The sequence below is a fragment of the Streptomyces sp. Ncost-T10-10d genome (assembly GCF_900091955.1).
In the GTDB taxonomy this organism is placed as follows: domain Bacteria; phylum Actinomycetota; class Actinomycetes; order Streptomycetales; family Streptomycetaceae; genus Streptomyces.
Genome location: NZ_FMDF01000107.1, coordinates 16509 through 39106, shown reverse-complemented (window position 1 = coordinate 39106; position 22598 = coordinate 16509). Strand labels below are relative to the sequence as shown.

General features: G+C 70.1%; 18 protein-coding genes. 6 read left to right on the top strand and 12 right to left on the bottom strand.

What is annotated here, in order from left to right:
• Positions 1 to 129: 129 nt before the first annotated feature.
• The 3 genes from GA0115254_RS17270 to GA0115254_RS17260 form a co-directional block, all read right to left on the bottom strand.
• Complete coding sequence (locus tag GA0115254_RS17270) at positions 130 to 957, bottom strand: SAM-dependent methyltransferase (RefSeq protein ID WP_093896189.1); 828 nt, start codon at positions 955 to 957, stop codon at positions 130 to 132.
• Between the two features lie 251 nt (positions 958 to 1208).
• Positions 1209 to 2270 (bottom strand): alpha/beta hydrolase, encoded by a 1062-nt coding sequence (locus GA0115254_RS17265; RefSeq protein WP_093896188.1) that lies wholly within the window; start codon positions 2268 to 2270, stop codon positions 1209 to 1211.
• Between the two features lie 24 nt (positions 2271 to 2294).
• Positions 2295 to 3554 carry an esterase/lipase family protein gene (locus GA0115254_RS17260; RefSeq protein ID WP_093896187.1) on the bottom strand — a complete coding sequence of 420 codons (1260 nt, stop codon included), beginning with the start codon at positions 3552 to 3554 and terminating at the stop codon, positions 2295 to 2297.
• Positions 3555 to 3926: 372 nt separating this feature from the next.
• On the opposite strand from GA0115254_RS17260, the gene GA0115254_RS17255 reads away from it, so the two are divergent.
• Both GA0115254_RS17255 and GA0115254_RS17250 read left to right on the top strand, forming a co-directional pair.
• On the top strand, positions 3927 to 4406 hold the full coding sequence (locus GA0115254_RS17255) for a GtrA domain-containing protein (protein WP_093896186.1): 480 nt from the start codon (positions 3927 to 3929) through the stop codon (positions 4404 to 4406).
• 172 nt (positions 4407 to 4578) lie between these two features.
• The gene (locus GA0115254_RS17250; protein WP_093896185.1) at positions 4579 to 6402 is read left to right on the top strand and encodes a hypothetical protein; all 1824 of its coding nucleotides are present in this window, start codon (positions 4579 to 4581) and stop codon (positions 6400 to 6402) included.
• 27 nt (positions 6403 to 6429) lie between these two features.
• Here the strand turns inward: GA0115254_RS17250 and GA0115254_RS17245 are convergent, their stop codons facing one another.
• Both GA0115254_RS17245 and GA0115254_RS17240 read right to left on the bottom strand, forming a co-directional pair.
• A complete protein-coding gene (locus GA0115254_RS17245) occupies positions 6430 to 8562 on the bottom strand; it encodes a tetratricopeptide repeat protein (protein WP_093896184.1) in 2133 nt (710 codons plus the stop codon).
• 156 nt (positions 8563 to 8718) lie between these two features.
• The gene (locus GA0115254_RS17240) at positions 8719 to 9540 is read right to left on the bottom strand and encodes a maleylpyruvate isomerase family mycothiol-dependent enzyme (protein ID WP_256102627.1); all 822 of its coding nucleotides are present in this window, start codon (positions 9538 to 9540) and stop codon (positions 8719 to 8721) included.
• A 409-nt stretch (positions 9541 to 9949) separates the two neighbouring features.
• On the opposite strand from GA0115254_RS17240, the gene GA0115254_RS17235 reads away from it, so the two are divergent.
• The 4 genes from GA0115254_RS17235 (at position 9950) to GA0115254_RS17220 (ending at position 14112) form a co-directional block, all read left to right on the top strand.
• Positions 9950 to 10678, top strand: coding sequence for a response regulator transcription factor (locus GA0115254_RS17235; protein ID WP_256102626.1), 729 nt, complete (start codon positions 9950 to 9952; stop codon positions 10676 to 10678).
• Complete coding sequence (locus GA0115254_RS17230) at positions 10656 to 12749, top strand: ATP-binding protein (RefSeq protein WP_093896181.1); 2094 nt, start codon at positions 10656 to 10658, stop codon at positions 12747 to 12749. Before GA0115254_RS17235 ends, GA0115254_RS17230 begins: the two co-directional genes overlap by 23 nt.
• Positions 12750 to 12873: 124 nt before the next feature.
• Positions 12874 to 13302 carry a hypothetical protein gene (locus tag GA0115254_RS17225; RefSeq protein WP_093896180.1) on the top strand — a complete coding sequence of 143 codons (429 nt, stop codon included), beginning with the start codon at positions 12874 to 12876 and terminating at the stop codon, positions 13300 to 13302.
• 153 nt (positions 13303 to 13455) lie between these two features.
• Positions 13456 to 14112, top strand: coding sequence for a class F sortase (locus GA0115254_RS17220; RefSeq protein ID WP_093896179.1), 657 nt, complete (start codon positions 13456 to 13458; stop codon positions 14110 to 14112).
• A gap of 402 nt (positions 14113 to 14514) precedes the next feature.
• Here GA0115254_RS17220 and GA0115254_RS17210 read toward each other — a convergent pair whose 3' ends face one another.
• From GA0115254_RS17210 to GA0115254_RS17180, 7 genes are all read right to left on the bottom strand, one after another.
• Entirely contained in the window at positions 14515 to 15348 is an 834-nt protein-coding gene (locus GA0115254_RS17210; protein ID WP_093896177.1) for an ATP-grasp domain-containing protein, read from the bottom strand.
• Entirely contained in the window at positions 15345 to 16280 is a 936-nt protein-coding gene (locus tag GA0115254_RS17205) for an ATP-grasp domain-containing protein (RefSeq protein ID WP_093896176.1), read from the bottom strand. Before GA0115254_RS17205 ends, GA0115254_RS17210 begins: the two co-directional genes overlap by 4 nt.
• A gap of 300 nt (positions 16281 to 16580) precedes the next feature.
• Positions 16581 to 16970, bottom strand: a complete 390-nt coding sequence (gene rbsD / locus GA0115254_RS17200) for a D-ribose pyranase (RefSeq protein ID WP_093896175.1) — start codon at positions 16968 to 16970, stop codon at positions 16581 to 16583.
• On the bottom strand, positions 16967 to 17887 hold the full coding sequence (locus GA0115254_RS17195; protein WP_093896174.1) for a ribokinase: 921 nt from the start codon (positions 17885 to 17887) through the stop codon (positions 16967 to 16969). The genes rbsD and GA0115254_RS17195 overlap by 4 nt, the downstream gene beginning before the upstream one ends.
• A gap of 40 nt (positions 17888 to 17927) precedes the next feature.
• Positions 17928 to 19892 carry an ABC transporter permease/substrate-binding protein gene (locus GA0115254_RS17190; protein ID WP_093896173.1) on the bottom strand — a complete coding sequence of 655 codons (1965 nt, stop codon included), beginning with the start codon at positions 19890 to 19892 and terminating at the stop codon, positions 17928 to 17930.
• Positions 19882 to 21444 (bottom strand): sugar ABC transporter ATP-binding protein, encoded by a 1563-nt coding sequence (locus tag GA0115254_RS17185; protein ID WP_093896172.1) that lies wholly within the window; start codon positions 21442 to 21444, stop codon positions 19882 to 19884. The genes GA0115254_RS17190 and GA0115254_RS17185 overlap by 11 nt, the downstream gene beginning before the upstream one ends.
• Positions 21441 to 22457 (bottom strand): LacI family DNA-binding transcriptional regulator, encoded by a 1017-nt coding sequence (locus tag GA0115254_RS17180; RefSeq protein WP_093896171.1) that lies wholly within the window; start codon positions 22455 to 22457, stop codon positions 21441 to 21443. The genes GA0115254_RS17185 and GA0115254_RS17180 overlap by 4 nt, the downstream gene beginning before the upstream one ends.
• Positions 22458 to 22598: the final 141 nt, after the last annotated feature.

Here is a 22598-nt window from a genome sequence, read left to right as displayed (position 1 = left end):
AACCGTGTCGGGGGCCGTTCACGGACGGCCCCCGACGCGTGTCCCCGTCCTGCGGCTTGCGGACGGCCGCTCCGTGGATCGGCCCGCGGCACGATGCATCACGTCCGGGCCGGCGACAGCGCCCGCGCGTCACTCCTTGACGCCGATTCCACCGAAGGCATCGACATCGGCGGGCACGCTCGCGCTGTCGGCGTCGGGCCGCCACTCACTGAGCCGGACGAAGCCGGGGTCGAGGATCCGCAGCCCGTCGAAGAGCGTGACGATCTCGCTCGGCTCGCGGACGAAATACGGCACTGCGCCGCTCTCGATGTACGCCTTCTCCGCGGCGATCATGCCTTCGCTGGTACGTGTGCCGTCGTACACCACGAGGTGGCTGCCGGACGGCAGGCCCGCCATCAGCCGGCCCACCACCTCACGGGCCCGCGAGAAGTCGTCCGCGTGACCGAGTATGCCGAGCAGCATCAGGGCCACAGGCCGGTCGAAGTCGAGTGTCTTCGCCGCCTCGGCAAGGATGACGTCCGGCTCGTAGAGGTCGGCATCGATGTAGTTCGTGACCCCCTCGGGTGAGCTGGTGAGCAGCGCACGTGCGTGCGCCAGCACGAGCGGGTCGTTGTCCACATACACGATGTGTGACTCGGGGGCGATGCCCTGGGCCACCTGATGGGTGTTGTCGGCAGTGGGCAGGCCGGTCCCGATGTCCAGGAACTGCCGGACACCCCGGTCCTCCACCAGGTGACTCACCGAGCGGCGCAGGAACTGTCGCCCTGCCACCGCGACATCGACGATGCCCGGGAAGAACGTCTTGATCTGGTCGCCGATCTCACGGTCGACCTCGTAGTTGTCCTTGCCGCCGACGAAGTAGTTCCAGAAGCGGGCGGAGTGCGGCCTGGTCGTGTCGATCCGGTCCGACACCGGTGTGGCGGGCCCACTGGTGGACGAATGCTGCTGCTCACTCATGAGGACCTCCGGACACGAAAGTGATCAATCTATGGCCTCAATCTACCTAAGCGTCACGGGAGTTATGAGCGTATGCGTTCTCTCCGACGTCCCGCAGCACCGGGCGGGCCGACTTCCCCACTTCGGCGAGCAGCTCACCAGGTCTGCTCGACCGCCCGGCTCGTGGACAGCGGCAAGAACCCTTGACGCCGGGATCGCGCTGGACGGCCTCGGCGTCGGTACAGGTCCTCACGGGGGACAGCCCGGCCCCTTCACCGGCCTGCGGTGAGGGTGTCGAGGAGGGCGGCAGTGAACTCCTTGGGTTTGTCGATGTGGACGGCGTGACCGGCGTCAGGGATGGCGGTTTCGCGGACGGGGCCGCCCGCGGCGGCGTAGTGATCGAGTGCGTGGCGGGTCTGGGCGAGCATGGGTTGGGCGGGGCAGTGTTCGGCGCCGGGCCAGCCGGGAACGGCGCCGAGTGCACCGAGGTGGGCGAGGTCGAAGAGGGAGGTGTCGGAGACGATGAGGTCGTCGGTGCCGCGGATCCAGCCGATGGGCGGTTTGGGGTCGATCCGGTGCAGGTCGTCGATACGGAAGTGGGTGGGAGCCATGGCGTTGAGGACACCTCGGGGGCCGGGGGCGGTGCCGGGCCAGTGGTCGCTGGGACGGGTGTCGCCGGGGTAGTGGCCGTCCCCTGTGCGGGTGGAGAGCATGGCGTCGACGAAGGCGTCCTCAAGGGCGGGGCGGAGCGGCGGTCTGACGTAGCTGGAGGCAAGGACGGCGCGGGGGGAGAGTGGTGAGTCCTCACTGCGGTCGCCGTCCTTGAGGCGCTGGACGAATTCGGGGTTGACGGTGCCTGCGCCGGAGCCGGCGCCGTCGGGGTGGTTGAGTCGGCCGTCGGGACCGTGGGTACCGCCGAAGCCGTAGGGGGAGACGGGGTTGACGAGGGTGAGGCTGCGGACGGCAGTGGGGTGATCGCGGAGGTGCTGGAGGGCGATGCCGCCGCCCATGCTCCAGCCGACGAGGTGGACGCGGTCGAGGGCGAGGGTGTCCCGGAGGGCGGTGAGGTCGTCGCTGAAGTCCCGGACGCCGCGGGTGGCGTCGACGGGGAGGGGATCGGTGTCGCCGAAGCCGCGGAGGTCGACGGCGAGGGGTCGGTAGGGGTGGGGCAGGTCGAGCATGGTCTGCTGCCAGAAGGCGGCGGCGGAGACGTTGCCGTGGACGAAGAGGACGGGTTCGCCGGTCCGGTCGGGGAGTTCGAGGAGGTTGAGGGTGACCCGGGGGGTGGTGATCCGTCGAGCGTGGATGCCGGGGAGGAGTGCGGGCGAGGTCATGGTCCGTCCTTGGGAGTGGCAGGGTCAGCCGAGCCAGGCGGCGATCTGGGCGCTGGCGGAGGAGTGCCAGCCGAGTTGGAGGTGGTTGGCGGTGGAGATGAGGGCGGTTCCGGCAACGTTGGCGATGCCGGTGCGGTCGAGGGCACTGTCGACGAAGACCACGCCGTCGCTGGGGCCGCGGTTCTCGTTGTAGATGCCGAGGACGCTGGGGGATCCTCCGGCGAGGAGGTAGGTGGCTACGGTGCCGGGGATGCCTGCCTTGTGGAGGGGGGCGATGAGGGAGCCGGCGTCGATCGCGGTCTGGATTCCACTGCCGGAGGTGTAGAAGCCCTGGCCGCCGTGGTAGGTGGTGTACCAGTCCTGTTGGGTCATGTCGATGCCGTAGGTGGCGTCCCAGCGGGCGAGCATCTGGCGCTGTCCGGGATAGACGTCGTAGCCGCTGGTGGGGGCGAAGGCGAATTCGGGATGGGCGGTGTAGGTGCCGTAGCAGGTCATGTAGAGGTGCGGCGACGGGGCGTTGACGCTGCCGCCGCACTGGGGCCAGATGCTGAAGTCATGGGCCCAGCCGTGGGCATAGGGGTAGTCGTAGCCGCCGTTGGGGCCGCCGAGGGTGATGAGGCGGCGTACGTCTCCGGCATAGGGGCGTCCCCAGGTGGGCCGCAGTGAGGAGACGTAGGCTCGGGTGGACATCTCCCCCTTGCTCCAGCCGACGAGGTCCACCTGACTGACGCCGAGCCGGTCCTTGATGACGGCGATGGCGTCGCCGACCTGCTGGGCCTGCATCAGGTTGTCGCCCTGCTTATGGGCGAAGTTGACGGCGAAGACGCGGTAGCCGCGGGCGGCGAGGTACTGCATGAGTCCGGTGTTGGGGCAGGAGACGGCACCGCAGCCGTAGCCACCGGCTTCGCCGGGGTTGGCCCAGGCGCGGTCGGCATTGTCGTTGGCGCCGTGGACGAGGAGGACGGGGGTCTGGTGACTGCCGCTGTTCCAGCCGGGGGCTGAGTAGAGAAGGAAGCGGCCGGAGTAGGGCTGCTTGACGCCGCCGAAGAAGGTACGTCGCTGACCGTCCTGGTCGCCACGGCCGTCCGAGGGGTACTGCTCGGCATGGAAACCGCTGGTGGTGTCGAGGTAGCGATCGACGCGGTCCCAGCCGTTGGTGACGGTGGTGTAGGTGGCTTCGAGGGTGAGGTAGCTGGGTGGGGCGGCGTGGGCCGCTGTGGTGGTTGCTCCGAGGCTCAGCAGTGTGAGGAGCATGCCGAGCAAGGTGCTCGTTGCTCTGCGCATCGCGGCTCTCCCGTCCGGGGGGGGTGGACTCTGTGGTTCGAGTCCGTCACGGTAGGACGGTGCGGGGGACCTTCCCATGGGGTGAGCAGCCATAGGCACGGGGCGGAGGGGTGTGTCGTGCCCCCATGTGCCGGGTCTCGAAACCCGCTTCTTCATAACCGAGTCACTGCATGCCCCTCCTCACGATCCGAGCGCCCTCTTGAGCCGGCCGGCATCGTCCCGGCGGAGATCCAGTGTCGGACCCAGGGATCTCTCGGGGTTGTCCCCCACTGAAGTCCGGGGTTTATCCGGTCGCCCGGACGACGCCGGCTCCGTAGGTTCTGCGGTGGAATCGACACGCCGCTCCACGCCACAGCCCACGGAGGCCCACCAGTGACCGCCCCATCGTGCCGACAGACGCGCACCCTTCACCCACTCGTCGCGGCCTTTGTGCGGTTCGTCGTGTGTGGTGGCGGTGTCGGGCTGGCATCGAGCGGGGCGCTCGTACTGCTCAGTGACCGGATACCGATGGCTGTTGCCAATGCGCTGGTCACTGTCGTTTCCACGGTGATCGCGACCGAGTTGCACGGGCGGGTCTCCTTCCGGAGCGAGCGGAAGGGGTGGGGCGTCCACCTCCAGTCCGGGGTGACGGTCGCCGTGAGCTATGCGTTCACGACGGGGGCGCTGTTCTGTCTGTACGCCCTCCGCTCCGAGCCCTCGGCCCTGGTCGAGCAGACGGTCTATTTGTCTGCTTCAGCTCTGGCGGGGATCGGGCGGTTCGCGCTGCTGCGGGTCGTCGTCTTCGGCGACCGGAAGCAGATCCTGTCGCGCGACGACTCGCTGAGCAGGACTGCGGTGGCGATGGCTGCGTGAGGGTTTTGGGCGCCCGGGTCGTCCCGTCGGATGCGCGTCGCTCCGTCGCCCCCTGTCAGCTCTGCTCCGCCCCGTTGGTCGGCGCGGTGGGTCGCGCTGGTTGACTGTCGTGGCCGGTCGCGTGGGCGGCATGGGTCCCACGGGTGGGCCGGGGCGGATGAGGGGTGTGCGGATGGAGTACGGGCGGGCCGGGTGGGTGCGGGTGCCGGTGGGGGATGATGCGGCGCGGTGGGCGACCCGGGGGAAGTGTCTGCGGGTCCTCGTCGTCGTGCACAACGTGACCGCGGCTACCCGGCTGCTCGATGTGCTGCCCCTGTTCGACGACGACTGGCGCGTCCAGTTGCTGGTGACCTGTACGGGCTCGTCGGCGTTCGCGGCCGGCACGGCCGAGTTGCTGGCCGACATCGGGGTGCCGGTCCTGCCGTGGGAGCAGGCGGCGGAGACAGCGGCGGACCTGGTCGTCTCCGCCAGTTTTGGTGGCCGACTGGACGCGCTTTCCGGGAAGTTGGCGGTCCTGTCGCACGGTGTTGGATACACTAAAAGGCTGGCAACACCGGACACCGGACACCGGACACCGGACACCGGACACGGGGCCGGGGTGGCGGTGCCTGCGCCCGTTTTCGGGCTTGCGCCGGAATGGCTTCTGTCGCAGGGCGCTCCTGTCGCGGACGCTCTCGTCCTCTCCCATCCCGAGCAGTACGAACGGTTGCGTATCGCCTGTCCCGATGCGGCGCCGACAGCGGTACTCGCCGGGGACCCCTGCTTCGACCGCATGCTCGCCGCCCGCCCCTATCGCGAGCGCTTCCGCCGTGCGTTGGGTGTGCGACCCGGGCAGCAATTGGTCCTGCTGAATTCGACCTGGGGCTCCGAGTCGCTCTTCGGTGATGGCGGGGGCGGCGGTGACGGCGGCGGTGACGTCGTGGCTGCGCTGCTGCACCGGGTCTCTGCCGAGTTCCCCGTGGACGAGTACCGGTTCGCCGCCGTACTGCATCCGAACATCTGGCACGGCCACGGACCCGGTCAGATCCGCGCCTGGCTCGATCGCGCGCGGCGCGGCGGGCTTGCGCTGATCGATCCACTGAAGGGGTGGCGACAGGCTCTGCTGGCCGCCGACGCCGTGATCGGGGACCACGGTTCCGTCACGTACTACGCTGCCGCCCTCGGCACTCCTGTGCTGCTGGGGGCCGCGCCGCTCGATGCCCTCGATCCCGATGCGCCGATCTCCGCGTTCATGCGGGAGGCGCCGCGGCTCGACCCCGACGCGTCGCTGTCGGCGCAGATCGACGAACTCATCCGCCGTCACCGGCCGTTGTCGGGGCCTGCCGGATTCACCACCTCCGTGCCGGGTGAATCAGCGGTCCGGTTGCGCAGGCTCTTCTACTCGATGATGGGTGCGCCGGAACCCGATTGGCCGGCTTCGCTGAAGCCTCTCCCGCTGCCCGATTACGAGGCCGGCACGGCCACCCTCCCCCTTCACGTACTGTCGCGGGTCCTCGGGCCGGGAGAGGTTGCGGTCAGTCGCCGGGCGGGGCCTCGGCAGATGGCGGGCCCGGATCACGACGGGGAACTGCATGTCGCCGTGCACGAGGACACCCGCGACGTGGACCAGTTGGATCTGGCAGATGTCATCTTCCGGGACGGGGCACCCGACGACCCGCGCTTCGGCTCTCCGTCGGCCTGGACCGCCGAGGTGCTCCGGCGCCATCAGGGCTGTTCCCTTGCGGCCTATGTGACCGGGCCGTCCACGTGTGTGGTCCGGGTGCGTGGCGAGGAGCCGCTCCGGGTGGTGGCGGCGCCGGGTGCCGATGCGGGAGGCATGTCCGGTCCGGACCCCGCCGCGTACGCCTCTGCCCTGTACGCCTGGCTGGCCACCGCGAGCCCCGGTGCGGCCACAGCCGACAGGCGCCTCGGGCAAGCGATGGCCGACGGGCTCTCCGTGCGGACAGGTACGCGGCTTCACCGCGTGCGGATCGTTCCTCTGACACCCCCGGAATGACAGGGATGTCAGAGGCGGGAAGAACGCCTACGGGGTGACGCAGCGTTCTCTCATGCGTCGCAGATGCGACAGGTGGTACTCCGCACGCTGGCCGTCGAGCGTTGCGATCGCCTCGTCGATCAACGGCAGTGCCGCTTCGGTGTCCTCTTCGTCCAACCATGTCTCGGCCAGATCGGTGAGCGTCCGGGCCGTGTTGTACGTATCGCCGCTCGCCCGGAAGTGCCGCAGTGCGGTCTCCAGCCTCTCGCGGGCCTCCCCGCCCTGTCCGAGCCCGCGCAGGGCTCGGCCGCGATGGCGTTCCAACAGGGCCTGGGCACGGGGCAGGTCGGCGGTTCCCTCGTCGCGTGCGCCCATCGTGTTCAGGATGACGCCCGCTTCGTCGAAGCACTCGTACGCCTCCTGGTAACGCCACTGACGCAGCCTGAGCAGTCCCAGGAACTCCACGGCCGAGGCGTGGCCTCGCTTGTGGGCGGCCGACTCCTCGGCCCGCGCCGCCGCCAGTGTCTCCGCCTCCGCTTCCTCCCAACGCCCCAACTCGGTCAGTGAGTGCGCCAGTTGGGCGTGGAGCGCTCCGGCATCGAGGCTTCCCGGGAAATGGGCGTCGGCGAGACGCGCTCCGATACGCAGCGCCGGAAGCAGCATCTCGTGGTGGCCCGCCTTGAGCTGCAGCGGCCACAGGGAACGGCTCAGGCGTACGGCGGTGTCCGGGTCGCCGGACTCCTCGGCACAGCGAACGGCCTCGACCAGGTTGCCCAGCTCCGCGAGCAGCGCGTCCAGGGCGGCGCCCCGGTCCTCGTACCTCTGCCCGATCCGGTCCTCGTCGGGCGCCGGGACGCGCCAGCTCTCCGGGAGTGCCTGGTGAGCCGCCGATGTCGCCAGGTCCGTATAGGCGAGAAGCGTGCGGGTGAGAGCTGCGGAGCAGGCCGCGATTCCGTCCTCGCGGATCGCTGTCGCCTCGGCGTGTGCGCGGACCCCGGGGCGGTAGTGATAGCGGCCGTTGCCGGTTCCGCTCCGGCTGCGTTCCAGGAGCATCCTGTCGGCGAGATCCGCCAGGAGTTCCGCCGTGACCGCCTGGTCCTGGCCGGTGGCCCGTCCGGCCGTCGCGGCGTCGAAGGCGGGCCAGCCGCGCAGTGCCATCAACCGGTACAACTTGGCGGATTCCGGGGTCAGAAGTTGATAGCTGTCCTCCGCCGCCCCTTGTACCGGGTCGCTGTCCGATACGGCCCGACGCGGCGCAAGCGTGGGGGTGGAGAGCCGGTCCGCTGCGGCGCGCAGGGCGTACGGCGATCCGCCGCATCGTGCGAGCAGCGAAGGCAGCGTGGCGCGGGCTGCGGCGACGGTGGATTTGTCGGTGATATCGGTGAGCAGGCGCACGGCGTCCTTGTCCGTGAGCGGACCGACGGGAACCCTTACGGCGTCGAGGCCGGGGAACGGGGTCCGGGCGACGATGATCGTGAACACCCCTGGCGCCGACGTCAGGAACGGTCTGACCTGCGCTGCGGAGTGCGCGTGATCGAGCACGACCAGGAGTTTGCGGTCCGCTGCGCAATGGCGGAAGAACTCACCGAGCCGGTCGGTGGCGGTCGGCATCTCTTCATCCCGCACGCCCAGTTGGCGAAGCAGTGTGCGCAGTACGGTTCCGACGTCGCGTGCGCTCCCGGCGCCGCCGCCGCCGAGGTCGGCATAGATCTGGCCGTCCGGGAAGAGCCGGGTCGGCCGGGATCCGAAGTGCACGGCGAGCGTGCTGGACCCCATGCCGTCCGGGCCGTGCACCAGGGCGAGCCGGGGCCGTCCGTCCGCACGGCGGGTTGCCTCTCGCTGGAGTTGCCTCATCGCTTCCTTGCGGTCCGTGAAGAACCTTATGGAGGCGGGAAGGTGTGACTGTGCGGCTCGGGCCGGATTCGGTCCTCCGTGCACTCTGGAAGCGAACACGCTCCAGGAGGCGGCGAGTTGCGGGTTCGTTCGGATCTGCTCGTAGACCATGCGGGCCACGTCGTCCCGTTCCTCCCGGGCGACGGGCGCGGGGACCTCCCGGCCGACGATTCTCCGTACGACGCCGCCGGTCGACTCCCAGGCCCACTTGCCCGCCTCGTTGGCCATCCCCGAACCAACTGCGCCGAGTACCGCCGAAATAGCCGCCACCGAAGTGGGATCGAGCATGTCGCGCACTCCTCGTTCCCGGTGTTCCGCGCGGTGCGCCCTCCCCGGCACCGCCGCTGCCACCGTGCGGATCAACGTTAGCGTCAGACGGGCCGCCATCCCTTGGACGTGACCATGATGACCGTCCTGGCTTGACGCCGGAAACCCGCCCGCCCCTCAGGGCGCCTTGAACAGCTCCGGGAAGCGGGGTGCGAGCCAGGGTTTGCGACCCCAGGCAAGAACACGGCCGCGGGCCATGCCTCCCCACGGGTTGCACCGGCCCAGCGCCATGAGGAGGAAGGTGACCGGCTCGATGAGGATGGTGCAGTCCGGGTGGGTGGGCGGCTGCGGGGTGACGGATACGACGCCGTCGGTGAAGGTGACGCCGAAGCGGGCGCCGCCCCACAGTCGGATCGTGTAGCGGGCGGTCAGCCGGGCGATCGCAGCGGCATCGGTCACCCGGGGCATCGCCGTGATCAGGAAGGGCAGCGACAGCTCGACGCGGGTGCGGTCGAGCATGTGCGGGCGGCCCAGCGCACGGGCGAGGTCGTAACCATGGCCGAGCATGTGTGTCAGCAGGTACGAGCCCAGCACCGCCTTGGTCATCGGGCCCAACGGGGTGACCACGTTCGCGTCCGTGGTGCGCCGGTCCACCGCTGTGAGGTACGCGTCCGCGTGCGTCACGATCATTTCGGCCAGCGGATCGGCGTCCCGCTCCCCGAAGCCGGCGAGCGCGCGCTCATTGGCTTCGGCCAGACTCTGCGGCGTTCCGTCGCCGTAGCTGCGTTCCTGCCCGGCCGCGATGTCGGCCATCAGCTCGTTGGCCTGCGCCAGATGCGCTGCCGCCTGCCCGAGGGTCCACTCCGAGCCGGGCACCGGAACGCCCGTGTCGGCAACCCCGCGAAGCACCGCGGCGATCTCCTCGGCAGTGGCGCGTATCGCCTCGGCAAGCCCTTCGGGCAGCGTGCCTCGTACATCGTGTCCGGTCACTGGTTCCACGTTTCTCCCCGCCTCGCCCGCGTCTGTGCGCCGGATGCGCGCAGCCCGGCCGCGGACCTCGTCACGGATCACCCACGGTGCCCGCGGTACACAAGACCAGGTGGCGGGGCCTGCGACAAGAGCCGGAGCACCGGAATCGGAACCTCGGCCTCCCCCGTGCCGGAACGCTCGATCCGCGCAGGCCCGCTCGGTGGCGCACAGTCCCGCGCCACCGGTCCGGCCATCGCTGCGTGCCCCGAGAGGGTGTGGTGCACGGCCCTCGTCCTCCGTACCGCATCTGGTCACCAGTGCTCCCTCCCCGACCCGGCATCCACGGGGGCCGGACCATGGGCCGGTGAACCGCTCCATGGCGCAACCCGGCGGTCCGGCGCTGCGAGGGGCCCGGGTGAACTCATCTACGATCGTCCGCGTGTGCGCAAACGTCATAGTCGCCGAAGACGACGAGAAGCAGGCCGAACTCGTACGCCGCTACCTGGAACACGAGGGCCACGCGGTCACGGTCGTCGGGGACGGCCTGGCGGCCCTCGCCGAGGTCCGGCACCGGGAGCCCGATCTGCTGGTGCTCGATGTGATGATGCCGCGGGCCGACGGTCTGGACGTGGTACGTGTGCTGCGCGCCGAGCACCGGGAGCTGCCGGTGCTGATGCTGACGGCCCGCAGCACGGAGGACGATCTGCTGCTGGGTCTGGATCTCGGTGCGGACGACTACATGACGAAGCCGTACAGCCCGCGTGAGTTGATGGCGCGCGTACGGACGCTGCTTCGTCGCACCCGACGGGTTGCGGCAGGTACCGACCCCGCTGCGGATCAGGTGCTGACGGTGGGTGCGCTCGTGATCGACCCGATCCGGCACGAGGTGTCGGTCGAGGGCCGGTTCGTGGAGTGCACGCCCGGTGAGTTCCGGATTCTCGCCGCCATGGCGACCGAGCCCGAGCGGGTCTTCACTCGGCAGCGGCTCCTGGAGGAGCTGCACGGCTTCGACCGGTACATCAGCTTTCGCACCGTCGACGTGCACATCATGAACCTGCGCAAGAAGATCGAGCCCGCACCGCGTCGGCCGGCCCGGCTGCTCACCGTCTTCGGTGTCGGCTACAAGCTGACGGACCCGGCGAGGAATGCTTCGCGTGCGTCGTCGTAGCCGGGTGCGTGTGGTGCCCCTTCGACGTGAGCAGCGGGCGCGGCTGCCGCTCCGCAAGAGTCTGTTCGGCCGTCTACTGGCGGTATCGGCGCTGGTGGCGGCGTGTTCGGTGGCCGCCACGGCCTGGCTTGCCGTACAGACCACCTCCGGCGCCATCAAGCAGGAACAGGGTCAGAACCTCACCGCCGACGCCCGGATCTACAACACCCTGCTCGGATATGCGGCGGCCCACCCCACCTGGGACGGCGTCGACAGCACCGTGCATGACCTGGCGCGGCAGTCCGGCCGGCGGATCGCCCTCACCACCGAGCAGCGCCGGCCACTCGCCGATTCCGCCACCCAGCCGTCCCCGCCCGCGCTGCCGCCCGAGGCATCGGCGATCGTGGATCCGCTGTCCGTGGACACGGCGCTGTCCCAGACGCCGGGCCGGGCCGGCGTCACGGCCGACCGTGTCGACCCGCGCGCAGTCGGTCCGTTCCGGCTGCCCGCGGCCGAACGCACGGCGTTGCAGCGTGCCGCCGACCGGAGTGTGGCGTGCCTCAATCGGTCCGGGGTCGCGGCGGATGTGGTTCGGGGCCCGAGTGGGCGCCCGCGGATCGAGGTCGTGGGCAACGATCCCGACCGGGTTCAGGGCACCAGGTGCGCATCCGACAGCCTGGACGAACCGACAGCGACCGAGAGAAAGGCGCTGGGGGCGCTCAATCAGCTCGCCGATGCCTGCCTGAAACGTCAGGGCCGCACGGGCGTACAGCTCAATCTGGACCTGTCCTGGGGCGACGGTCCCGAGCCGATGCCCAGCGCCGGTGTCTCCACCCCGTCGCCCGTTCCCGCGCCGAGCGTCCGCACCGGCGACGACGACCGGGCCACCGCATCCTGCGTGGGCACGGCCCGCCGTGAGCAGCTCAGTTCCTATGTCGCCTCGCCCGCACTGCTGTTCATCGGCGACGAGGGCGGCACGACCGTGCCCGGCTTCGACCTCTCCCCGGCGAACACCGCGAAGATCGCGGGTGCCGCGGCGCTCGTCCTGGCGCTCACCGTCGGAGCCACCATGCTGGCTGGGGCCCGGCTCGTACGGCCGCTGCACGCCCTCACCGGTGCGGCACAACGGATGCGGGACGGTGAGGACTCCGCGCCGGTGCTGGTCACCGACGACAACGAGATCGGGCGGCTCGCCGCGGCCTTCAACGACATGTCGGCCCACCGCTCCCGCCTCGAAGGACAGCGCAAGGACATGGTCAGCGACGTCGCCCACGAACTGCGCACCCCGCTGAGCAACATCCGCGGCTGGCTGGAGGCAGCACAGGACGGTCTGGCGGAGCCCGACCCGGCGTTCATCTCCTCGCTCCACACGGAGGCCGTTCAGCTGCAGCACATCATCGACGATCTCCAGGATCTGGCCGCGGCCGACGCGGGTGCGCTGCGGTTGCACCCCGAGCCGGTACGCATCGAGGACGTTCTGAGCCAGGTCGCCGCGGCCCACCAGGGAGGAGCGGAGACGGCTGGAGTCACGTTGGCCGTCCTCACGGCGACGGCCGGCGCTGCCGTTCCCGAGCTGACGGCCGATCCGGTCCGGCTGCGTCAGGCCATCGGCAACCTCGTCTCCAACGCGGTGCGTCACACCCCGGCGGGTGGGAATGTCTCCTTGCATGCGTATGGGTCCGAGTGTGCGGACCAGGTCGTGGTGGACGTCACGGATACGGGCAGCGGCATCTCGGCCGAGGATCTGCCCCATGTCTTCGACCGCTTCTGGCGCGCGGAGAAGTCCCGCAGCCGCCGCACCGGCGGCAGCGGGCTGGGCCTGGCGATCGTACGGAAACTCGTCGAGGCGCACGGCGGCTCGGTGAGTGCGGCGAGCGTCGAGGGGCAGGGTTCGGTGTTCACGCTCCGGCTACCGGCAGATCCTGCACAGACGGGGTCGGATGAATGCGGAGAAGCTGGTGGGTCGGACGAGTTCCAAGGAGCCTCGACGGGCGTGTCGGGGAGCGCGGCAGGCGGCTGCGAACGCGGGAGCGGCGCGGGCGGACCCGAACGTGCCGTGGGCGGCTGTGGAAGCGGTGCGGGCCAGGCCTGATGCGATGACCACAGCGATCTGACAGCTTCTTCATAACTTCACGCCAGCCTGTCGGCATGCCTCGCGCCCGGTGCGAACCGGCTTCCGGGCACCACCGAGGCCGACCTGGAATGGAGCCATGCCCATGCCCCACCGTCTGTCCCTGCGTACCGCCCTCCTTGCCGCTGTCGCGGCCGGCGCGGTACTCGTCCCGTCGACCGCGGCCTTCGCCGACAGCACGCCCGTACCGAAGCCGTCCGTCGAGCGGTCCGCCGCAGCCGCCCCGGCCGGTGTCACCGGCGCGCCCGCGCGGGGCTCGGAGCCGTCGGTTGCGCCCCGTGGCGGTGTTGCCGCGGGCGACAGTCCCGCCCCGGCCGTGGTCGAGCCTTCGGCCGCGGGCGAGCGTCCCGCTGCCGCCGCTCCGCGCGGTGGCGTCGCCGCGGGCGAGCGACCGGCCGGCACCTCGGGTGACAGCACCACCGCCCTTGTCGGGTCGGCCGCAGCCGCTCTTCTGGTCGCGGGAGCGGGAACGATCGTGCTGCGCCGCCGCTCCGCCGCACAGCAGGGCCGCTGAACTGTCGGCGCGTCAGTCTCTTCACGGCCACTGACATGCAAGGCGATTGACCGCGCACGACAACCGACCGCGCGCAACAGTTGACCTTCCCTTGTGGCGCCGCCCCGTCCCGGGCGGCGCCACTGCCCATCTCCGTCCCGTTCTGGAGCCCCCATGTCCCGTACGCCCGCATCGCTTTGGCGTGTCACACTTCCGGTGCTCGCCTGTCTCGCCCTCACCGGCTGCTCCTCCGGCGCCGTGGATGCCTCGTCCGCCGCACCACACGCCGACGGCAGTTCATCCGGCGTCCCGGACTCTCTCAACCCTCCGAAGGACACGGGACCCGAGGGGACACAGAGGCCCGGGAAGTCCGGGAAGCCGAATCCCACGGCGAGCCCCACCCATGTCAGCATCCCTTCGATCGGGGTGAACAGCTCGCTGATGCGGCTCGGTCTGAACGAGGACGGCACCGTCCAGGTCCCGCCCGCCGAGAAGGGCATGACGGCCGGCTGGTACACCGGTGGCGCCGCCCCCGGCGAGCGTGGCGCCGCGGTCCTCATAGGGCACAACAACACCCGCTTCGGGAAGGCCGTCTTCCACGACCTGAAGAAGATCGGCAAGGGTGCGGACATCGCGATCCGCAACGACCGGGGAGCGGAGATCCACTTCAGGGTCACCGGCACGGAGACCGTCAGCAAGAAGGCCTTCCCGACCAAGAGGGTCTACGGCGCCACCGACAAGCGCGTCCTGCGTCTCATCACCTGCGACGGCGCCTTCGACGCCCAGGGCCACCCCGTGGACAACCTCATCGTGTACGCCGCCCGGAGCTGACGGCGACCGCGACCGCCTCCCCCGGCGCGTCGTCGATCGCCTGCGTCGCCGTGTCCCGGCCGCACGCCGACGGGGAGGAGCATGACGCCCGCGCCGAGGCCCAGCGAGCCGTCGAGAACACCATGAGTGCGCAGAGGGCCGCCTGCGGCACTTTCTGCGCGGCCGGCGCGAGCCCGCCCATCGGCGGCTGCCAAAGCGCGGGTGGATGCGACCCTCTTCATTCCGGCCTCCTCCTGCGGGCTCCCTCGATCCCGTCGGACCCCAGGCCCCCCTGTCTTCATCCGGGGCAGCACGCACCGGGCCCGAGGTGTGCAGGAGGCGGCCCGGGTCGCACCGCGGGCGGGAAGTACCCCAATCGGCACCCCCTGCGAGTTCCTGGTGGAGGCCGGGGTGCGTCAGGCCTTATAGGCGGGCCGAGCGCGGCCGGGGGCGTCGCAGTGCCAGGGCCGCCAGCGCCGCCGGAGCGCCCTTCGGCCCGCGGATGCCCGGGAAGGCGTTGACGTCGACGACGACGGGCGCCCCCTCGCGGTCCAGCACGTCGACACCGTAGACATCCAGGCCGAAGACCTCGCCCGTGTGGAGGGCTGTTTCGGTCCAGGCCCGCGGCAGGTCACGTACCAGTGGAGCGGACCGGGCCGCGTCCGGCGGGGCGCCCACCGGTGCGGGGCGTACCCCCGCGAACACCTCTCCCGCGATCACCCACAGCTTGTGGTCCCAGCCGCTGTTCGCGACGAACTCCTGTATGACGACAGGCTCGTCGGGCCATTTCGCGGCAAGGTCCCGGAGCCCGGCCGGGCCGTCCACGCAGGCCACAAGGTCTGCGCGTCGGCTGTGACGGCTCTTGACCATGAGCGGAAAGTCGTTCTCCGACCGCTCCGCTCCAGGGAGGGCTTCGGACAGCGTGTCCAAGGTCCTGGTCCGGGGCATCGGCAGACCGGCGCCATCGGCCACGGCGGCGATCCGGCTCCTGTCCTGGCACAGCTCCGTCGCGGCGGCGGAGTTCACCACCCGGGCACCGTGCGCTTCGAGGAATCGGGCAAGCTCCAGTGACCGGGGAGTATGAGCCTTGAGGAGGTAGACGTCGGCGAAATCATCCGGGATCACCAGTTCCGACGGGGATCCGGTTCCGGTGTCCGGGTTCAGGAACGTCACCCGGTGCTCCGCCTCGATCAGTGCGGAAGAGGTTGCGGCGAGCAGCGGATGATCCGGCTTGTCGGTCAGCAGACACACCCTCATATCTGGGCGGCTCCCGGTGCGGCCGCCAGCATGTCCGCTTCGGCGTGCGGGTGGGGCTGTCCGTGGGGGATCTGCGGCTGCGCGGGAATGCACGGAGCGAAGGCGGGAACGCCCGTCCTGGCAGCGCTGCCCGCCCTGGCCAGGTCGAGGACGGCACCGGCCAACCGGGATACGGCGTCGGGGACCTGACGGAAGCTCGGGAAGTCATTGATGTCGACGATCACGGGACCGTCGGGGCCGAGCACCACGTCGATGCCGTACAGGTCGAGACCGAAGACCGACCCCACCTTCGCCGCCACTGCGACCACCTCGGCGGGCAGGGGGACGGCTCCCTCCTCGACCGGCCCGTCCGGGTGGAGCGGGGAGCGTCGCAAGGTCGCATGGAGCTCGCCCGCGAGACAGTAGACCTTCAGGTCGGAACCGGAGTTGGGCACGTAGGGCTGGGCGATCAGTTGGCCCTCCCCCGCCTGCTCCGCATCCGCCAGGTGCCCGGGGTCCGGCACGAGCCGCACCCCCCGCCCCGAGCTGCCGTCGGCGGGCTTGACCACCAGGGGGAAGAGTTCGGCGGGGACGTCCGCGAACAGCGTGGCCCTGGGTGCCGAATAGGTCACCGGAACCGGCAGCCCGTGCTGCCGCGCGATGACCGATGTAAGGACCTTGTCGCGCACCGCGCGGATCGACCGCGCATCGTTCACCGTGGTCAGGCCGACGGCCGCCGCGGCCTCCAGAAGGGTGAGCCCGGGGCCGCCGGACACGGTCTTGAGTACCCAGGCGTCATGGGTCCCCGCCCGCACCTCTTCCGAAATCCGCAGCAGCGAGCCACCGGGGCGCACCACGTCCACCTGGTGCCCCCACGACGACAGTCGTCGGGCCACGTCAAGCGGCATGCCGTCATGCCGGTACAGCTCTTCGACGAGGAAGCAGAGCTTCATCCCAATACCCCTCGGTGCCCCATGGCTGATGGGGGCACAACGATGCCTTGCGGTGCTCTTCCGAACACCACCAAAAGGGCAACGCTACGTCACGCTTCCCCCAAGGCGACGTCGGCCGGGTATTACTGATGGTGCGTCTTCTCATCCGAGGAGATCTCCGTCGGGCGCTGCTTTGGAGCGATTGCCCTGCACCGAACGAGTCCGCCCGCCGGGTCACGGGCGGACGGTTCTGCCCGAGAGGCCGGCACCGTGGCACGTTCGGGCCGGTCCGCGGACGCGACCGGTGTCTGCCGGCCTCTGTCAGAAGAACACCCCGCACCGCAGCAGCACGTTCGCGTACGGCCGCGCCTCTCCCGTCCGCACCACCAGCCGGGCACCCGCCGAAAGCGCCTTGAGCTCCTCGTGCGGTACGTGGGCGAGTTCCGGAAGTCGCTCGTCCAGGAGGCGTGCGGCCTCCGGGTTGGCCTCCCGCACCTCGTGCGCTGCTGTCGCGCCCTCCACCACCAGTTCGTCCAGCAGCCCGTCGAGCACGTCGGCGAACGACGGGACACCGGCCCGGAAGGCGAGGTCGACGACCCGGGGGCCGGCCGGGATGGGCATGCCCACATCGCAGATCAGTACCCCGTCGCCGTGGCCCAGCTCGGCCAGTGCTCCGGCGAGATGGCGGTTGAGGATTCCTGCCTTCTTCACAGCGCGGCGACTTCCTCTGCGGTCGGGAAGGACGCCTGTGCGCCCTGCCTCGTGACGGCCGCCGCGCCCACCCTGACGGCGAACGCGGCAGCCTCGGTGAGCTCCTCGCCCAGGCCGAGCCGCCAGGCCAGGGCGGCGGTGAACGCGTCACCGGCCCCGGTCGTGTCCACGGCCTCGACCTCGGGGCTCGGTACGCGTACGACGTCGTCCCTGCGGCTGTCGGCGACGAGTGCGCCCGCCGCCCCCAGCGTGACCACGACCGACTGCGGGCCGAGCCCGATGAGTGCTCGCGCCCACTCCTCGGGCGTGGTGCCCGCGGCTTCGCCCAGGATGTAGCGCGCCTCGTGCTCGTTGACCACCAAGGGGTCGCAGGCGGCGAGCACATCGTCGGGCAGGGGTGCGGGCGGGGACGGATTCAGGACCAGCCTGGTGCCGGGTGACATCGCACCGGCCACCTCGGCGACCGTCTCCAGCGGAATCTCCAGCTGTACGGAGACGACCCGAGCCGCCCCGAACAGGGCTCCGGCCTCCCGGATGTCCTCCGGGGTCAGCCGGGCATTGGCCCCCGGCGACACCACGATGCTGTTGTCACCCGAGGGGTCCACGGTGATCAGCGCGACTCCGGTCGGTGCCCCGCCCACGAGGACGCCGCTGGTGTCCACACCTGCCGCCCGCTGCGACTCCAGCAGCAGGCGGCCGTGGGCGTCGTCGCCGACCCGGGCCAGCAGGGCAGTGACGGCCCCGAGGCGGGCGGCGGCCACCGCCTGGTTTCCTCCCTTGCCGCCCGGATGGACGACAAGATCGGAACCGAGCACGGTCTCACCGGGTGCGGGGCGGCGTTCCACGCCGATGACCAGGTCGGCGTTGGCGGACCCTACGACCAGCAGGTCGTACCGGTCGTGGTCGTTCTCGTGCATTGTTCCTGCTTTCCGTGGTCAGGCAGTGTTCAGGTCCCGCTCAGGAGAAGTCGGCGACGTTCTTCTCGGTGACCACCTTGACCGGCACCTTCACCGTGCTGCCGACCTTCTTGCCCTCTGCGGCCCTCACCGCGTTCTGCACCGCGATCTTGCCCAGTTCCTTCGGCTGCTGGGCCACTGACGCGTACAGCGTGCCTGCCTCAACCGCCTTCAGGCCGTCCGGAGTTCCGTCGAATCCGACGACGGACACCGACTTTCCTGCCTTGCTGCCGAGTGCCTTGGCCGCGCCGAGCGCCATCTCGTCGTTCTCGGCGAAGACACCGGTGATATCGGGGTGGGACTGGAGCAGATTGGTCATGACGTCCAGGCCCTTGGTGCGGTCGAAGTCCGCAGGCTGCTTGGCCACGACCTTGATGCCGGGGTACGCCTTGATCCCTTCGGCGAAACCTGCGCCGCGCTCGCGGCTGGCGGAGGTACCCGCGGTGCCCTGCAGGATGACGATGCTGCCCTTGCCACCGAGCTTGTCGGCCAGCGCCGTGGCGGCAAGCTTGCCTCCGGCGACGTTGTCGGAGGCGACGAGCGTCGCGGTCTTCGCCTTGTTCACGCCTCGGTCCGCGGCGACCACCGGAATGTCCGCCTTGTTGGCGCTCTGCACGGCGGGACCGGCCGCGTCCGAGTCCACCGGGTTGACGATGATGGACTTCACCCCGGAACTGGTGAAGTTCTGGAGCTGGTTGGCCTGTTGTGAAGCGTCGTTCTGCGCGTCGGTGACGGTGAGGTCGACCCCGGCCGCCTTCGCCTCCGCCTGTGCGCCTGCCTTCATCTGCACGAAGAACGGGTTGTTGAGCGTGGAGAGCGACATGCCCACCTTGGTGTTCCCACCGGAGGAGCCTGAGTTGAAGTAGGACACCCCGCCCACGACAACGGCCACGCAGAGTGCGGCGATCCCGAACTTGACCGCTCCCGCCCGCTTGCCGCCGGATCCCGGTGCGCCGGAGGAGCCGGTCGAGGAGGCGGCTTTGGACCCGGCCCTGCGGCGCAGTGTGTCCAGCAGCACCGCGAGGGCGATGACGACACCGATGACGACCTGCTGCCAGAAGGCGGACACGGACAGGAGATTGAGTCCATTGCGCAGCACGGCGAGGATGAGCGCGCCGATCAGGGTGCCGGACGCCTTGCCGACGCCGCCGGCGAGGCTGGCGCCGCCGATGACGACTGCGGCGATCGCGTCGAGTTCGTAACCCTGCGCGGCCTGCGGCTGCGCGGAGGTCAGACGGGAGGCGAGCACGATGCCCGCGACCGCGGCGAAAAGGCCGGACAGGGCGTAGATGGCCAGCTTCTGCCGCTTGACGCGCAGTCCGGAGAGCCGGGCCGCTTCCTCGTTGCCGCCGATCGCGTACATCGAACGACCGATGTAGGTACGGGCCAGGATCAATGCCGTGATCAGGCCCATCGCGACCATCACGAGGACCGGGACGGGCAGCCAGCCGCCGAGCGTGTCGCCGAGCACGGAGACCGAGTCGGGGAAGGCGATCGGGCTGCCCTGGGAGATGACCAGGGACAGACCGCGCGCGATGGAGAGCATGGCCAGTGTCGCGATGAACGGCGGCAGTTTGCCGTACGAGACGAGCGCGCCGTTGACGAATCCGCAGGCGATGCCCGTGACGACTGCGAGGATCACCGCCAGCCAGACCGGCACACCCTCCGACGTCGCCGACCACGCGAGGACGGTCGCGGAGAGCGCGGCCACCGAACCGACGGACAGGTCGATGCCGGCCGAGACGATGACGAAGGTGACGCCGAACGCGAGGATCGCGGTGACGGCGGCCTGCACGCCGACGTTCAGGAGGTTCTGGGTGGTCAGGAAGTCGCCGGAGAGCAGCGACATCGCCACCAGCAGGACGACCAGGGCGCTCAGGGCGCCGTTGTCGAGCAGGAGGCGGCGGACCGTAAGTCCTGCGGCGCCACTCGCGCCCGTATTGCTCTTGAGCGTGTCAGTGGCCACGGGGGCTCTCCTCTTCGTTCACAGCCGGCGTCGTTGCCGGAGTCGTTACGGGAGTTGCTGTGGGGGCGGTGCTGACGGCCAGCGCCATCACCGCGTCCTGGGTCGCTTCGTGCGCGGGGAGCTCTCCGGCGATCCGGCCCTGGGCCATGACCAGCACCCGGTCGCTCATGCCGAGGACTTCGGGCAGGTCGCTGGAGATCATCAGCACGGCGTGGCCTGAGGCCGTCAGCTCATTGATGAGCTGGTAGATCTCGACCTTGGCGCCGACGTCGATGCCGCGCGTCGGTTCGTCGAGGATCAGCACTCTGGTGTCGGCGAGCAGCCACTTGCCGATGACGACTTTCTGCTGGTTGCCACCGGAGAGGGTGCGGACATGCTGGCCGAGGCCCGCCATCCGTACCCCGAGCTGTTCGGCGATCCGGGCGGCGGCCGTGCGCTGTCCCTTGAGGTCCACGAGCCCGGACCGGCTCGCCGAGCGCAGGGTGACCAGGCCGAGGTTCTCCTGCACGGAGGCGTCGAGGACCAGGCCCTGGGCCTTGCGGTCCTCGGGCACGAGGCCGATCCCGGCGCCCATGGCCGCGGTCACGTCGTACTTGGCCAGCCGCTCGCCGCGTACATCGACGGTGCCCGCGTCATAGGGGTCCGCGCCGAAGACGGCACGGGCGACCTCTGTGCGTCCGGCGCCGACGAGGCCGGCGAGGCCGACGACCTCACCCGCCCGAACGTCGAAGCTGACGTCATGGAAGATGCCGTTCCGGGTCAGCCCGCGTACGGCGAGCAGGGGCTCTCCGGCCTTCGGCCGCTCCCGCGGGTACTGCTGCTCGATGCTGCGTCCCACCATCAGCCGTACGAGCTCCTCCTCAGGGGTCGAGGCGGGCACCTGGTCGATGCTGCGACCGTCGCGCAGTACCGTGACCCGGTCGCCGAGCGCCGCGATCTCCTCGAGGTGATGGGTGATGAAGATGATCCCCACACCCTCCTCGCGCAGCTGCCGCACGATCCGGAAGAGCTTCTCGACCTCCTCGGACGTGAGGACCGCCGTGGGCTCGTCCATGATGAGGACACGTGCGTCGAGACTGAGCGCCTTGGCGATCTCCACCATCTGCAGCCGGGCGATCCCCAGTTCACGCACCTTGGCCTTCGGCGAGACGTGCAGGCCGACCCGGCGCAGGAGCACCTCGGCGTCCGCCTCCATGCGATGCCGGTCGATCATCCCGAAACGGCGCGGCTGCCTGCCGAGGAAGATGTTCTCGGCGACCGTGAGATCGGGTACCAGGTTGAACTCCTGGTAGATCGTGGCGATCTTGAGCCGTTCGGCGTCCTGTGCGCTGTGGATGCGGACCTCACGCCCCTGGGCGAAGATCCGGCCGCTGTCCGGGCGGTAGGCGCCGGAGAGCATTTTGATGAGGGTGCTCTTACCCGCTCCGTTCTCGCCGAGCAGGACATGCACTTCGCCGCCGCGCAGGTCGAAGTCGACGCTGTCGAGAGCGACCACGCCGGGGAAGGTCTTGCGTACGCCTTCGATGCGCAGCAACTCGTCCTGAGTGCTCACAGGTTGCTCCTCGGGTTCGAAGCGTGCTCGCCGCAGGAACTGCGTACGACAAGGCGGGCGGGAAGGGTGACGGGCCGCGGGGACCGTCCCTCGATGAGGTCGACCAGCGCCCGCACGGCCGCTCGGCCGAGTTCGCCGGTCGGCTGGGCGATGGCCGTGATCGGCGGGTCGGTGTGCAGGAACCACGGGATGTCGTCGAAGGCCGCGAGCCCGATGTCCCGCGGCACATGCAGCCCGCGTGCGCGGATCGCGTCCAGCGCGCCGAGTGCCATCAGATTGTCGGCGGCGAATACGACCTCGGGCGGTTCGGGAAGGGCCAGAAAGCGCTCGGTGGCGCGGCGCCCGCTGTCCGCCTGGAAGTCGCCCTGCCCGATGTAGGTGTCGGGCAGCGCGAGTCCGTGCTCACTCAGCGCCTCGCGGAAGGCCTCGACCCGCTCGTTGCCCGTGGTGGTGGCCGCCGGGCCCGCGATGATCGCGAGCCTGCGGTGGCCGAGGCCGTGCAGGTGGGCGACCAGGTCCCGGATGGCGTCACGGCCGTCGGCACGTACCACGGGGACGTCCACACCCTGGATCCAACGGTCCACGAAGACCATCGGCGTGCCGCTGCCCGCGGAACCCGGCATGAGCGGGGAGCTTCCGTCGGCCGGGGAGACGAGGAGCCCGTCGATCCGGCGGTCGAGGAGCGTACGTACGTGGTGTTCCTGCAGGTCCGGCCGCTCGTCGGCGTTTCCGATGATGACGCTGTAGCCGAGGGCGCGAGCCTCCTCCTCGACGAAGCGGGCCAGTTCGGTGAAGTACGGGTTGAGTACGTCACTGATGACCAGGCCGAGGGTGCGCGTCTGATCGGTGCGCAGCGAACGGGCGACGGCGTTGGGCCGGTAGCCGAGGACATCGACAGCGGCGAGGACGCGTCTGCGCGCGTCGGGGCTGACGGAGGGATGGCTGTTGAGAACGCGGGAGACCGTGGCGACGGACACTCCCGCCTCGGCCGCGACATCCTTGATGCTCGCCATTTCCGGACCACCTCCTTGTGGTTTCCGTGAGCCTCGAAACCAGCGGTCCAGAGCCGTGGAATCGATTACAGCGATGATTGGAATCGATTACATGGCTGAAAACAAGACCTCACCGGACCTCCGAGACCGGATTGTGACCCA

What these genes read in the sequence shown, in the direction of transcription:
- GA0115254_RS17245 (WP_093896184.1), bottom strand. Translation starts at nt 8,562, where the DNA reads ATGCTCGATCCCACTTCGGTGGCGGCTATTTCGGCGGTACTCGGCGCA.
- GA0115254_RS17195 (WP_093896174.1), bottom strand. Translation starts at nt 17,887, where the DNA reads ATGCACGAGAACGACCACGACCGGTACGACCTGCTGGTCGTAGGGTCC.
- GA0115254_RS17205 (WP_093896176.1), bottom strand. Translation starts at nt 16,280, where the DNA reads ATGAAGCTCTGCTTCCTCGTCGAAGAGCTGTACCGGCATGACGGCATG.
- GA0115254_RS17260 (WP_093896187.1), bottom strand. Translation starts at nt 3,554, where the DNA reads ATGCGCAGAGCAACGAGCACCTTGCTCGGCATGCTCCTCACACTGCTG.
- GA0115254_RS17210 (WP_093896177.1), bottom strand. Translation starts at nt 15,348, where the DNA reads ATGAGGGTGTGTCTGCTGACCGACAAGCCGGATCATCCGCTGCTCGCC.
- GA0115254_RS17225 (WP_093896180.1), top strand. Translation starts at nt 12,874, where the DNA reads ATGCCCCACCGTCTGTCCCTGCGTACCGCCCTCCTTGCCGCTGTCGCG.
- GA0115254_RS17265 (WP_093896188.1), bottom strand. Translation starts at nt 2,270, where the DNA reads ATGACCTCGCCCGCACTCCTCCCCGGCATCCACGCTCGACGGATCACC.
- GA0115254_RS17220 (WP_093896179.1), top strand. Translation starts at nt 13,456, where the DNA reads ATGTCCCGTACGCCCGCATCGCTTTGGCGTGTCACACTTCCGGTGCTC.
- GA0115254_RS17180 (WP_093896171.1), bottom strand. Translation starts at nt 22,457, where the DNA reads ATGGCGAGCATCAAGGATGTCGCGGCCGAGGCGGGAGTGTCCGTCGCC.
- GA0115254_RS17250 (WP_093896185.1), top strand. Translation starts at nt 4,579, where the DNA reads ATGGAGTACGGGCGGGCCGGGTGGGTGCGGGTGCCGGTGGGGGATGAT.
- GA0115254_RS17270 (WP_093896189.1), bottom strand. Translation starts at nt 957, where the DNA reads ATGAGTGAGCAGCAGCATTCGTCCACCAGTGGGCCCGCCACACCGGTG.
- GA0115254_RS17230 (WP_093896181.1), top strand. Translation starts at nt 10,656, where the DNA reads ATGCTTCGCGTGCGTCGTCGTAGCCGGGTGCGTGTGGTGCCCCTTCGA.